Here is a 12,767-nt window from a genome sequence, read left to right as displayed (position 1 = left end):
GGTCAGCTCCCGGGCGGTCAGTCCTTGACCGCGCCCGCCAGCCCGGAGACCAGCTTGCGCTGGACGGCCACGAAGAAGACCAGCACCGGCAGGGTCATCAGGGTCGACGCGGCCATGATCCCGCCCCAGTCGTTCTCGTCCGGCTTGAAGAAGACCAGCAGGGCGGACGGGAGGGTCTGGTTCTGGGTGGCGCTGATGATGAAGGTCTTGGCGAACACGAAGTCGTTCCAGGCCGCGATGAAGGAGAACACGCTGGTCGCGGCGAGGCCCGGCGCCACCAGCGGCAGCAGGATCCGCCACAGGATGCGGGTGCGGCTCGCGCCGTCGATCTGGGCGGCCTCCTCGATGGAGACCGGCACGGCCGCGACGAAGCCCCGCATCATCCAGATCCCGAACGGCAGCGAGAAGGCCAGCTGCACCAGGATCAGCGAGGCCAGCGTGTTCAGCCCGATGCCGGGGGCGAACCGGCCGGCGTCACGGAACATGAAGAACAGCGGGATGGTCAGCGCCTCGACCGGGATCATCTGGGCGATCAGGAACATCACCATCACGGTGGTCCGGAACCGGAACCTGAACCGGGTCACCGCCACCGCCGCCAGGAAGACCACCACCCCGGACAGCACCACCACCGCCAGCGCGATCACCACGCTGTTGAGGAAGTACCGGCCGAAGCCGTCCACGCTGAGGACCTGCCGGAAGCTCTCCAGGGTGGGGTGCGTCGTCCAGGGCTTCGGGTGCAGCGACTGCACCTCGCCCTTGGGCTTGAACGCGGACAGCACCATCCAGAAGATCGGGAAGGCGGCGACCACGGCCACCAGGTAGGCGGTGGTGTCGGCGGCCAGGCGCCGACGGCTGCGGGTGTTCACAGTTCGTTCCCCGTACGTCGCAGGGTGCGGATGTAGAGGGCCGTCGGGATGACCAGGATCAGCAGCATGATCACGCCGATGGCGGCGCCGAGCCCGTACTGCGAGGAGGCGAAGGCCTTCTGGTACGCGTACACGTTCAGCACCAGGTTCTGCCCGGCGATGCCGCCGCCGGTGGTCATCACGTAGATCTGGGTGAAGACCTTGAAGTCCCAGATCACCGACTGGATCACCACGATGGTCAGGATCGGGCGCAGCATCGGGGCGGTGACCCGGCGGAACGTCGTCCAGGTGTTGGCGCCGTCCAGCGACGCGGCCTCCAGGATCTCGGCCGGGATCGCGTTGATGCCCGCGTACAGCGTGACCATCACGAACGGGTAGGAGTGCCAGACCACCACCGCGCCGACGATCAGGAACGCCGTCCACTTGTCGTAGAACCAGTTGTACTCGTGGAAGCCCGACAGGCCCAGCTTCACCAGGACGTCGTTGACCAGGCCCAGGTTGGTGTCGAACAGGAAGCTCCACACCGTGGAGCCGGTCATCGCCGGCGCCGCCCAGGCCGCCATCGAGGCGGTGGTCAGCACCAGCCGGGCGGTCCGGCCGATCCTGGTCAGCAGGACGGCCAGGGCCGCGCCCACCACCAGCGTCGCGACCACGCAGAACGCCGCGAAGCCGACGGTCTGGGCCAGCACCGTCCAGAACTGCTGGTCCGTCAGGATGCCGCGGTAGTTGTCGAAGCCGACGAAGCGGGTGGGCACGCCGCCGGACGCCTGGGCCTGGCCGAAGTCGAGCACCGAGAGCAGGCCGAGCTGGTAGATCGGGTACGCGACCAGCGGGATCAGGACGACGGCGGCCGGCAGGAGCAGCAGCAGCGGGGTGCGGCGCCGGCCGCGCGGGGGCGCGGCCGGGCCGGCGCCCCGGCGGCGCCCCGCGGGGGGAGCGGACGCCGCCGGGGCGGTCGTGGTGGGTGCGGACACGGGCGGGACCTGCTCTCAGTGCGCCGCGAAGGCGGTGTTGATCTGCTGCGCCGCGTCGCCGGACGCCTTGGCCACGTCGGCCTTGCCGGTGACGACCTGCTGGAGCAGGGTCGGGACGACCGCCTGCGCGTCGATCTGCGCCCAGCCCTGGTCCATCGGGACGAACCGGGTGCCGGCCGCGATGGTGTCGGTGAAGGGCTTGAGGAACGCGTCCTTGGCGGCGACCGCGGTGTTGACCGACTTCAGGGTCGGCAGGTTGCCCATCGCGTCGTACATGGCCTGCTGGTTCGCGGGGCCGGCGAGCAGCTCGGCGAACTCGACGGCCAGGGTGCGGTGCTTGGCCGCCTTCATCACGCCGAGGTTGTTGCCGCCGGCGAAGGCGGGGGCGATCGAGCCGGCCTTGCTGCCGGGCAGCGGGACGACCGCGTACTTGCCCTTGGCCGGGCCCGCGTCGACCTTGCTGCGGCTGGAGTTGGGCAGGATCGCCATCGCGGCCTTGCCGGCCGCGAACAGGTCGACGGTCTTGCCGCCGGTGAGGTCGGCGCACTGCTGGGCCGGGCAGCCGTCGGCGCCGAACAGGTCGGTGTAGCGCTTCACGCCGGCCTGCGACTCGGCCGAGGCGATGGCCGCGGTGTACTTGTCGCCCGACTTGGTGGCGATGTCGCCGCCCGCGTCCCAGACGAAGGGCAGGGCGCCGAAGGTGTACTTGCCGCCGACCGCGATGCCGAAGGTGTCGGGGTGCTGGGCGTGCACGGCCTTGGTCGCGGCGACCAGCTCGTCGTACGAGGCGGGGGCGGCCAGCCCGGCCTCGGTGAACAGGTCGGTGCGGTAGTACAGCGCCCGGACGCCGACCCACCAGGGCAGGCCGTAGGTCTTGCCGTCCAGCACGGCGGTCTTGGCGATGGCCGGGTCGAGGTCGCCCTTCGAGGACCAGCCGTCCAGCTCCGCGCCGATCTCGGCCAGGCCGCCGGCCGCCACGTAGCCCGGGAGGTCGGTGTTGCCGAACTCGACCAGGTCGGGGGCGCTGGACGGGTCGTTGAAGGCGCCCTTCATCTTGGCCGCGCGGGCCGCCGCGTCGGTGTCGATGTAACTCACGTTGACGGTGACGCCCTGGTGGGACGCCTGGAACTCGGTGACCGCCTTGGCGACCACCGCCTCCTTGGGCGCGTTGCCGGCCTCGTTGTACAGCCAGACCTGGAGGGTGCCGGTCCGGTCGTCCGCGGCCTTGTCGCCGGCGGGCAGGGCGGTGCCGGGCGAACAGGCCGACAGTGCGATGCAGCCCACCGTCAGCGCGGCGGCCGTGGCGGTCCATCTGATGAGTCGCATGGGTGGAGACCTCCCGCCCGACAGCGGCTGCGGCGGCGCGGTTCCGTGGGGGGCGGACACGCCGGAGCAGGCCCTGACCGGGGCCAATGGTGAAGAGAAGCGGGGGTAGGGGCGGAGCCGCCCGGCATACCGTGCCGGGGTTCCGCTCGATGCCGTGACGTTAAGCGGGGGCTCGCGCGGCCAACAAGAGACCCTTGCCGAAGTTTTGCATTGCACAACACCATGCCGAAGAATCGGCAACCGCGGCCCGGGACGGTACCGTCTGAACCGGACGCGGGGCGCGTCCCCGGCACGCCCGGACGACTCGGCGCAGGTCAGCACCCGGCTCCCCCGCCACCGGCCCGCGCGCGACAGCACGGGCGTCCCGCCCGCGCGCCGCAGGACAGGCACCACCCGGCGGACGGCCCGCCCGCCGGCGGCCGACGCGGCCCGCGCCCGTGGCGCGCGCACCAGAGAGGAACGCAGCGATGACGGAGAAAGCCACCGACGACGGGCCGGCCCCGGCGGCACCGGCCGGGCGCAAGGCCGCGCCGGCGGTGCCGGGCGACCGGAACCAGTCCTCCTCGCTGCGCCGCGCGCTCGCCGTCCTCGGCCACGTCCGGGACCACGCCAACGGCGGGCGCGGCGTACCGCTCGGCCAGCTCGCGGAGGAACTCGGCCTCAACAAGAGCACGGTGCTGCGGCTCACCGGCCCGCTGCTCGACGAGCACCTGCTCGACCGCGACCGGGAGACCGGCTGGTTCCGGCTCGGCCACGGCGCCCTGCGGCTCGGCCAGGCCTACCTCTCCACCCTCGACCTGCGCAGCGTCGCCGCCGAACACCTGCGCCGGCTGCAGCGCGAGGCCGGCGAGACCGTCCACCTGACGGTCTGGGAGAGCCCCGGCATCGTGTACGTCGACAAGGTCGAGGACGAGACCAACGTCCGGATGGCCTCCCGGGTCGGCAGCCGGGCCCCCGCCTACTGCACGGCGACCGGCAAGGCGATCCTGGCCTGGCTGCCCGACACCGAGGTCGAGGCGGTGGTCGACGCCGGGCTGCGGCCGGTCACCGCGTGGACCATCTCCGACGCCGAGCGGCTGCGCGCCGACCTCGGCCGGATCCGCGCCCGCGGCTACTCGATAGACGACCGGGAGAACGAGCCGGAGGTCCGCTGCGTGGCGGCGCCCATCTTCGACCACACCGGCGAGGTCACGGCGGCCCTGTCGGTCTCCGGCCTGATCTCCCGGATGACCGCCGCCCGGGTGCGCAACCTCGGCCCGGTGGTCGCCCAGGTCGGGCTGCGGATCTCCCGCGAACTCGGCTCGGACCGCCAGCCCGCCGAGAGCACCGGGCGCCCGCCCAAGGCGTGAACGGGTGCGGGCGGGCGCACCGTCCGCCACCGCTCGCCCGTCCGTGCCGTCCCGTCCATGCTGTCCCGCCCCTCCGGCCCGTCCCTGCTCGCCCGGCCCGCCCGGCCCGGCCGCCCCTCCCGGCCACCCCTCCATGGCCCCCGGGGCCGGCCTCCGGCAACCGCGGGGTTCCCCTGCCGGACCGTCAGCTTCCGTGCCAGAGTGGAGATTCCCGCGCCGAGCCGCTCGACGCGGGAGCGGCTACGGCGTTAGGGGGACGCATGGCTTCTGGGACTGTCCTGCCCGAGGAGGCACGGGCGGGCGAACCGGTACGGGACGTGGTGCGGTCCGTGATCGCCGCGCTGGCGCCGGAGGAACTGCCGCTGGTGGACGGGCTGCGGCGCTTCGACGACGCGACCGTCGTCCGGCGCCTGAACGGCCGGAGCCGGCGCCGCGAGCCGCTGGGGTTCGGGATCGGCGAGGTGGCGGCCCTGGTCACGCCGGTGGTGTGGCTGGTGCTCGACGGCGTGGCCCAGCGGATGGTGAGCGCGACGGTGGACCGAGCCGCCCAGGGGGCGGCGGGCGCGCTGCGGCGGCTCCTCCGGCGCCCGGCCCCCGCGGCGCAGGTCCCGCCGCTGACGCGTGAGCAGCTGGCCGAGGTACGGGCGCTCGTCCTCGCCGCGGCCGGGCAGCGCGACTTCCCGCCGGAGCGGGCCGCGGAGATCGCGGACGCCGTGGTGGGCCGGCTGGCGCTGTCCCCCGCCCCGGACCCGTCGGCGCCGCGGGGCGCGCCCGGCCCGTCCGCCCCTGCCGACCCGGCGGGCCCCGTCGGCCCCGGCTCTCCCGCCGATCCCCAGGCCGCGCCCGCACCGGCCGACCCGCCCGGCCCCGACGCCCCGGGCCCGAACAGTGGTGCGAACTAGTCAGGCAGGGCCCAGGCGGGTGCCGGTGCCTCCGCCAGGTCCGCCGCGGCGGATCGACGAGCGGGTGCTGGGCGCGGGGACGAGCGTCCGGTTCGTCACCCTGCTGTTCCTGCTGCTGACGGCCTGCGGGTCGATGATGCTGACCGTGCTCCGCGGCCTCGCCCACGGCGACCAGGAGGGCTGCAACCTCGCCGCGGGAGTGGACCCGGACGACGGCGGCTACTGGGCGCCGATCGTCGCCGTCAGCGGCCAGACCTTCGCCTACCGCCTCTGCACCTCCATCTGGGCACCCGCCCCGCCCTGGTGGCAGGTGGTCGGCTGGCCCGTCCTGCTGACCGTCGCGGCGGCCCTGCTCTTCCTGCTGCTGCCGCTCCGGAAGGCCCGGCGCGGCCGGGTCGTCCCGCTGGAGTCGGCCGACCCGGAGGGCGAACTTCGCTCCCTGATCGACGAGTTGGCCGCCGTGACCGGCCTCGCACCGATGCCGCGGATCGTCGTCGACCCCGCCACCGCCTCCGTGAACGCCGTGGTGTTCGGCCGCACCGGTCGCCCGGTGGTCTGCCTGGACGGCGGCCTGCTGGCCACCCGGCGCACCGACCCCGAGCGCTTCCGGGCGGTACTGCTGCACGAGTTCGCCCACATCGCCAACCGCGACGTCACCCTGACCTACCTCACCGTCGCCCTGTGGCGGGTGTTCCTCGTCCTGATCCTGCTGCCCTACCTGCTCTGGGAGGGCCACGTGGTGCAGGGCGTACTGGCGGACGGCGCCGTACCCCGGCCGGACCGGGCTATGCTGCTCGCCGCCGTCCTGGTCCTCCTGGTGCACCTGGCCAGGGCGGACACCCTGCGCAGCCGCGAGGTCTGGGCCGACGTGACGGCGCTGCGCTGGGGCGCCGACCCGCGCGGCTGGGCCGCTCCTGCGGCGCCGCCCGGCGGGCCGCTCCGCCGGGCGCTCGGGCCCTTCCTGGAACTGTGGCGCACCCACCCCCGCTCGGGCCTGCGCCAGGGGGCGCTGACCGATCCCGCCCCGCTGTTCCGGGTCTCGGTCCTGCCGCTCCTGCTCCTCGGAACCGTCCCCGTCGTGACGCCCACCCACCTGCTCCGGCAGCTTGCGCCGTACCGCGTCGACTCCAGCACCAACGTCCTGGTGGCCATCGTGCTGGTGCCCGCCGTCCTGGTGACCGGCGTCGCCGGGGTCGCGCTGTGGCGGGCGGTGGCGTACGCCGTGCTGACCGGCGGCCGGGTGCCCTCGGGCTGGTGGGCCGGAGCGTGGCTGGGCGCCGGCATGGCCGCGGGCAGCATCCTGAACGGTGACGGCGTGGGCTGGGCCTGGCTGCCGCAGCGGCCGGCCGTGCTGCTCGTACCGGTACTGGCGGGGGCCGCCTTCGGATGGTGGATCACGCAGTGCGCCCTGCTGTGGGCGGGCACCTGGCGGGGCAGGACGCTGCGCCCCGCACTGCTGGTCTCGCTGTCCGCCGGCTGCCTGGCCATGGTGTCCTGGCTGACCTGGTGGCTGCTGATGGGGGTGGCCTACGCCGGCGGGTTCACGGTGCGGGCCGACGCGATGGTCCGCACCGTGCAGCGGTGGTTCCCCTCGGCGGCGCCGAGCGGGGACCTGGGCCGGCTGCCGGGCCTGACGACCGTGCTGCCGCTGCTGGAGACCGTGACCGGCACGCCGCTGATCGCCCTGACGGTCACCGCGCTGTGGGTGGTCCCACTGCTCGGCTGGGCGGCCGGCCCGGCCGGGGGCGCCCCGCGCTGGTTCTCGGCCGCGTTCCCGGCCCCGGCGGAGGAAAGCGGCGGACCCGGCGGACCGCCGCCGCCACGGGTGGCGCCGTTGCGGGCCGTGCTGCTGCCGGGACTGCTCGGCGGGGTGCTGGCCTGCCTCGCGGTCGCCGGCCTCCAGGCCTGCCTCCACACCGGGCAGCCGGGGCCGGACGCCCGCGGGGGCCTGTACGCCCTGCGGTACGCGCTCCTGCTGCCGGCCGTGGTGGTCGTGCCCGCGGCGCTGGCCGGCGCCGCGGCGGGTGCCCGCGCCGGGCGGCTGCGGCTGCTGGGCAGCCTGGTCGCGGCACAGGTGGCGGCCCTGCTGGGGCTGGTCGCGGCGGCCGTGCTGGTCTCGGCGGACGGTTGCGTGGCCCCGCTGAACGTCCTGTCGGACGACTGCGCCTGGCGTCCGGTCTGGCGGCGGCCGCTGTTCCCGTACCTGTTCGTGCTGAACAACACGCTGACACTGGCCGCGGCGGCCGCCGTCCTGGCCGCCCTGGCCGTGAGCACCGCCGCCGCCGCACGGGCCGTCCGGGCAACGCGCCGGGTGCGGCGCCGGCCCGCGGGCGGGTCCGGCACCGACACCGGCACCGGCACCGGCACCGGCACCAGCAGCGACAGCGACAGCGACGACGGCCGGACCGGCCGCCGCGGGCGCCTCGCCGTCGCCCTGCTCTGCGTGGTGGCCGTCGGCGGGGCGTCGGCCACCGCCGGCCACCAGATGTACCAGGCCGGCCTCGTGACCGACGTGACCGCCAACCAGCGCGACTACGTCCAGCGGTTCGGCCTGCCCTACGCACCGGTGTCCGAGCCGACCCGGCAGAACCAGGTGCACGCCTGGTACCACCTGGGCGGGTACCGGTTCATCGAGCTGGCCGCCTCGTACTCCGACGGGCTGACCGCCGCCGGGAAGGGCTCGTCCGGCCCCGAGTCCTGGGACGCGCTGGACGGACGGTTCCGGGCGGCCTGCACCCGCTGGCGGGACGCCGGCACCTTCGAACTGGCCTGGTTCCGGGTGCCCGACCAGATCGTCCAGGCCGACTGGCACGCCATGATCGTCCGGGCGGACCGGGGCAGCCGGGGCTGCGCGCAGGCCCTTGACGCGCACGACAGCGCCGGCCTGCTGAACGCCCTGCGCGACCTGCTGGCGGCCGGGCGGTGCGCGGCCTCGGCCAACGCCCGGATCGACGCCGTCCTACGGGCCGGGCACTACCGCGGCACCTACCGGACGCCGGCCGGGGGTGCCGGGGCCGCCTGCGAGCACGTCGGTCAGTAGTGCGCCGCCACCTGCCGCGCGGACCGGTCCGGCTCGCCCGCCACCGGCGTGAAGCGGACCGGCAGGTGGACCAGCGCGCGGTGGAACGGGCCCGGGCGCCAGAGGAGTTCGGACTGCGGGACGGACAGTTCCAAGTCCCCCAGCCGGCTGGTGAGCTGCTCGATCGCGGTGATCGCGATCAGCAGCGCCGGCTCGCGGGCCGGGCAGGAGTGCGGGCCGGCCGCCCAGGCCAGGTGCGCGCTCTCGCCGCTGCGCACGTGCAGGCTCTCCGGGGTGGGCGCCGCCTGCGAGTTGGCCGCCGCGTAGGAGACCAGCAACAGTTGGCCGGCGGTGATCCGGCGGCCGTGGAAGGTCAGGTCGTAGCGCGGGTAGTGCGCCGAGAGGTTGGCCAACGGCGGCTCGTGCCAGAGCACTTCGTCGATCGCCTGGTGGGCGGTCATCGCACCGCCGAACAGCGAGCCCGCGTAGCGGTCGTCGGTGAGGATCCGCAGCAGGGCGTTGCCGATCAGGTTGGTGGTGGGCTCGTGCCCGGCGCTCATGGTCAGGGTGATCTGCCGGACCACCTCGTCGTTCTCCAGCCCCGCCGGGTGGTTGAGGAACCAGGAGGTCAGGTCCTGCCGGCCGCGGACCCGCCGGTCCGCGACCATCCCGGCGACCACCTCGACGAAGTCGGCGTAGGCCGCGGCCGCCTTCTCGGTGGACTCCATCATGCCGGACATGCCGGCCACCAGCCGGTTGCTGTGCTCCTCGGGCACACCGAACCAGGTGTTGAAGACGAACAGCGGGAGCTGCCGGGCGTACTGGGCGATCAGGTCGGCGGTGCCGGAGCCGTCGAAGCGCCGGACGAGCTCGTGGGCGACCTGGGCCACCCGGGCCTGCAGCACGTGCGGTTCGATCAGCGCCAGGCCGTCGGTGATCACCTGGCGGTAGCGCGCGTGCACCTCCCCGTCGCTGAACAGCGCGGTGGGCCGCCAGCCGAGCACCGGCAGGACCGGCGACTGCGGCGGCTGCTCGCGCTGCCAGGCGCGCGGGTCCTTGGAGAAGGTGTCGGTGTCGCGCAGCACGTCGAGCGCGGCCTGGTAGTCGGTGACCAGCAGCGCCTCCACGCCGGGCGCGATCTCGACCGGCGCGGTGGCGCCGTGGGCGCGCAGCCGGTCGTAGTGGCCGTGCGGGTCCGCGGCGAAGGCCGGGCCGTAGAGGGCGGTGGGTCGGGGGCCGGGCTGGGTCACCGCTGCTCCTGGGGCAGGCTGGGCAGGCTGTGCAGGACGTGTTCGGCCAAGGCGATCAGCGCCTCGACGCTGGTGGCGCGGTCGCGGGCGTCGCAGAGCACCAACGGGGTGTCGGGATGCAGGTCGAGGTGCCCGCGCAGCACCTCGGCGGAGTGCGCGGGGGCGTCGGGGAAGCAGTTGACGGCGACCGCGTAGGGCAGGCCCTGCTCCTCGACCATGTCCATGATCTCGAAGGACTCGGCCAGCCGGCGGGTGTCGGCCAGCACGAGCGCGCCGAGGGCACCGCGGGCGATGTCCTGCCAGAGCGGGAAGAACCGGCGCTGGCCGGGGGTGCCGAAGAGGTACAGCACCACTTCGCCGGGCAGGGTGAGGCGCCCGAAGTCGACCGCGACGGTGGTGGTGGTCTTGTCGGGCAGGCCGGCCACGTCGTCCACCGGGGCGCCGGTCTCGGTCATCACCTCCTCGGTGTGCAGGGTGGGGATCTCGGACAAGGTCCGGATGAGGGTGGTCTTGCCGACCCCGAACGGGCCGGCGACCAGCATCTTCATCAGGACCTGGTCCCGGTCGGGCAGGTAGCCGATCCGGCTACCTGAGACTGCGGAGTCCATCGAGGAGCCTCTCGACGAGGGTGCGGTCGATCTGCTGGGCGCGCGGGATCGGGCTGCGGGCCTGCAGGCCACCCGCGTCGACCAGATCGGCCGCGAGGAAGTTGGTGGCGCTGACCGGCAGGCGCAGGTGCGCCGCCGCCTCCACCAGGGTCAGCGCGCCGGGGCGCAACAACTCCCACAGGCGCCGGTGTTCGGCCTCCAGGCCCTGCGGCGGGTCCGGACTGGCGGAGTGCAGGAGGGTCAGCCGGTCGAAGGCGGTCCGGCTGGGCCGGCTGCGGCCGCCGGTGGCCAGGTAGGCGGGCACCATGCGGCGGCGCGGGGGGACGGCGGTCATGTTCGCGCGACGGCATCCTGTTGCCGGGCCGGGCTGGCCATCGCCCGGGAGAGGGCCGCGACCTGGACCTGCATCTGGTAGGCGACGTTGCCGAGCTGGGCGTCCGGCGCGGCGAAGACCGCCAGCGAGGTGTTCTCCCCGGCCGGGACGACCACGGCGAACCCGAGGTCGGACTCCACCACGGTCTGGGCCAGCTTCGGCTGCTCCACGTCGGTGAACGCGGTGGTGAACGCGCGGGCGGCGGCGTGCACGGTGGCCGTCATGGCGGCGACCCGCTCGGCGGAGGCCCGGCTGAGGTCCTTCGAGGCGCCCTCCACGAGTCCGTCACCGGTGGCGATGACGGCGTGCAGCACCCCGGGCAGCTCCAGCAGCGGGGTCAGTACCCAGGAGATCTCGTCGGTGACGGGAGGTCGGGACGTGCTCACTGGTCGGCTCCTTGGGGGGTCTCGGACGTGGGGCTGGGTTCGGACGAGGCGACGGCGGCCCGCCCGGAGCCGGTGCCGTCCTGCAAGGCCTGCCAGCGGGCGGCGGCCTGCTCGGGGGTGCGTTCGGGGGCTGGTTCGGGGGCCCGTTCGGGGGTGGCCCGGTCCGCGGCGGTGGCTTGCGGCAGCGGTGCCCGCCGGCGACGGCTGGGCAGCTCGCTGCCGTCGCCGGCCGGGAGTGGGGGCAGGGCGGCGGGCAGGGCGGGTGCGGCGGGTGCGGCGGGTGCCGTTTCGAGGTCGGACGTGCCGGCGGGCCCGGGCTCGACGGCCGGCGCCGCCGGGGTGGGCGCCGGCCCGGCGGGCGCCGGCCCGGCGGGCGCCGGCCGGCTCACGGACGGCAGCGGTGCGGCCACCGGCAGCGGCGTCAGCACGGAGAGCGGCTGCCCGGCGTCGACGACGGTCAGCAGCGCGCCGGGGATCCGCACGATGGTCCGCATCCCGCCGTAGGGCGACGGCTCGATGTGGCAGCTGAAGCCGTACTGGCGGGCCAGCTTGCCGACGACCGCGAAGCCGGCCTTCGGCGGGTTGCCCAGCTCGGTGAGCAGCACCTCGGACGGGCCGGTGAGCAGCCGCTTGGCGCGTCCCAGCTGGTCGTCCTCCATGCCGATCCCGCTGTCGTCGATGACCACCAGCGCCCCGCGCCCGCCCTGCTGGACCGTCACCGGGACCTCGGTCTCCGGGTGCGAGTAGGCGGTGGCGTTGGCGAGCAGCTCGGCGATCGCGACGGCGAGCGGTTCGGCGGCGCGGGCGACCACGGCCAGCCGCTCCTCCCGCAGGTGGTTGGCGACCTTGATCCGGGCGTAGCCGGGCACCCGGGACAGCGCGCCCAGCACCACCTCGGCCAGCGGGGAGTCGGTCCGGGCCAGCCCGGGCCAGGCCTCGCAGAGGACGGCCACGGTCTGGATCCGGCGCAGCGCGACCTCGTTGCGGAAGTCCACTTCGAGCAGGCGGGGGTCGTCGTTGTCGTGCTGCAACTGCTGGACCAGGCTCTGGATCTGGTACAGCAGGGTCTGGATCTTGGAGGTGGCTCCGCGCATGGTGGCCCGGGCCGCGCCGTCGACCCGGTCGCGCTCGCCGGTGACGGCGGCGGCGCAGGCGTCCAGGACGGCCTGCAGGGCGCGCTCGGCCTGCTCGCCGGAGACCCCGGGGGCCTTCGGGCCGGGGACGGGCGCGATGGGGTGGGCCAGGGCGAGCGCGGTGGCCGGCAGCCGTTCCTCGGCCAGGTGGACGATCTCGGCGAGCAGGGCGCGGGTGCCGTCCTCGGCGGCCCGCAGCCGCTCCTCGCTCCTCGCCAGCCGGTCCTCGGCGGTCCGGCCGCGCTGCTCGCTCTGGGCCAGCCTGGCCTCGGCGGTACGGGCCTGCTCCTCGCTGCGGGCGAGCCTGGCCTCGGCCTCCCGGGCACGGTCCTCGGTACGGGACAGCTGTCCCTCGGCGGCCCGGGCCCGGGCCGTGACGCGCCTGCGGGCGCGGGCCAGCACGCCGGTTGCCACCAGGGCGGCGGTACTGAGGGCCGCCAGGGCGAGCAGCGCGATCTGCGTCATCGAAGTCCTCGGTCGAATGGGGGGATCCGGCGGGATCCGGCCGGTCCACCACGGGTGGGGACGCGGGCGGCGGGACGGGCGGGCCGGTACGGCAGGTGCTGTCGGCGGTGCCGGCA

Annotated in this window: 11 protein-coding genes; 3 read left to right on the top strand and 8 right to left on the bottom strand. The window is 74.8% G+C overall.

Going from position 1 to position 12,767, the window contains the following annotated elements:
• Nucleotides 1-17: 17 nt before the first annotated feature.
• From IE329_RS11010 to IE329_RS11000, 3 genes are read right to left on the bottom strand one after another with little or no spacing between them, the layout of a single operon-like run.
• A complete protein-coding gene (locus IE329_RS11010) occupies nt 18-866 on the bottom strand; it encodes a carbohydrate ABC transporter permease (protein WP_229927353.1) in 849 nt (282 codons plus the stop codon).
• On the bottom strand, nt 863-1,840 hold the full coding sequence (locus IE329_RS11005; protein ID WP_190210680.1) for a carbohydrate ABC transporter permease: 978 nt from the start codon (nt 1,838-1,840) through the stop codon (nt 863-865). Before IE329_RS11005 ends, IE329_RS11010 begins: the two co-directional genes overlap by 4 nt.
• A 15-nt stretch (nt 1,841-1,855) precedes the next feature.
• Entirely contained in the window at nt 1,856-3,166 is a 1,311-nt protein-coding gene (locus IE329_RS11000; protein ID WP_190210679.1) for an extracellular solute-binding protein, read from the bottom strand.
• 467 nt (nt 3,167-3,633) lie between these two features.
• Between IE329_RS11000 and IE329_RS10995 the strand changes: the two genes are divergently transcribed.
• The 3 genes from IE329_RS10995 (at nt 3,634) to IE329_RS10985 (ending at nt 8,457) form a co-directional block, all read left to right on the top strand.
• A complete protein-coding gene (locus tag IE329_RS10995; RefSeq protein ID WP_190210678.1) occupies nt 3,634-4,515 on the top strand; it encodes an IclR family transcriptional regulator in 882 nt (293 codons plus the stop codon).
• Nucleotides 4,516-4,775: 260 nt separating this feature from the next.
• A complete protein-coding gene (locus IE329_RS41465; protein ID WP_268257274.1) occupies nt 4,776-5,417 on the top strand; it encodes a hypothetical protein in 642 nt (213 codons plus the stop codon).
• A 25-nt stretch (nt 5,418-5,442) separates the two neighbouring features.
• The gene (locus tag IE329_RS10985) at nt 5,443-8,457 is read left to right on the top strand and encodes a M48 family metallopeptidase (RefSeq protein ID WP_190210677.1); all 3,015 of its coding nucleotides are present in this window, start codon (nt 5,443-5,445) and stop codon (nt 8,455-8,457) included.
• Here the strand turns inward: IE329_RS10985 and IE329_RS10980 are convergent.
• The 5 genes from IE329_RS10980 to IE329_RS41460 are packed head-to-tail and all read right to left on the bottom strand — an operon-like array spanning nt 8,451 to nt 12,651.
• Nucleotides 8,451-9,686, bottom strand: a complete 1,236-nt coding sequence (locus IE329_RS10980) for a cytochrome P450 (RefSeq protein ID WP_190210676.1) — start codon at nt 9,684-9,686, stop codon at nt 8,451-8,453. The genes IE329_RS10985 and IE329_RS10980 overlap by 7 nt on opposite strands.
• The gene (locus IE329_RS10975) at nt 9,683-10,294 is read right to left on the bottom strand and encodes a GTP-binding protein (protein ID WP_190210675.1); all 612 of its coding nucleotides are present in this window, start codon (nt 10,292-10,294) and stop codon (nt 9,683-9,685) included. Before IE329_RS10975 ends, IE329_RS10980 begins: the two co-directional genes overlap by 4 nt.
• Entirely contained in the window at nt 10,272-10,628 is a 357-nt protein-coding gene (locus IE329_RS10970; protein WP_190210674.1) for a DUF742 domain-containing protein, read from the bottom strand. The genes IE329_RS10975 and IE329_RS10970 overlap by 23 nt, the downstream gene beginning before the upstream one ends.
• The gene (locus IE329_RS10965) at nt 10,625-11,053 is read right to left on the bottom strand and encodes a roadblock/LC7 domain-containing protein (protein WP_190210673.1); all 429 of its coding nucleotides are present in this window, start codon (nt 11,051-11,053) and stop codon (nt 10,625-10,627) included. The genes IE329_RS10970 and IE329_RS10965 overlap by 4 nt, the downstream gene beginning before the upstream one ends.
• A complete protein-coding gene (locus tag IE329_RS41460; protein ID WP_190210672.1) occupies nt 11,050-12,651 on the bottom strand; it encodes an ATP-binding protein in 1,602 nt (533 codons plus the stop codon). Before IE329_RS41460 ends, IE329_RS10965 begins: the two co-directional genes overlap by 4 nt.
• Between the last annotated feature and the right edge of the window lie 116 nt (nt 12,652-12,767).

Origin of the sequence: Kitasatospora indigofera, assembly GCF_014655955.1 — a bacterium.
Classification (GTDB): Bacteria; Actinomycetota; Actinomycetes; order Streptomycetales; family Streptomycetaceae; genus Kitasatospora; species Kitasatospora indigofera.
This window is presented reverse-complemented; position numbering and strand designations above follow the sequence as displayed.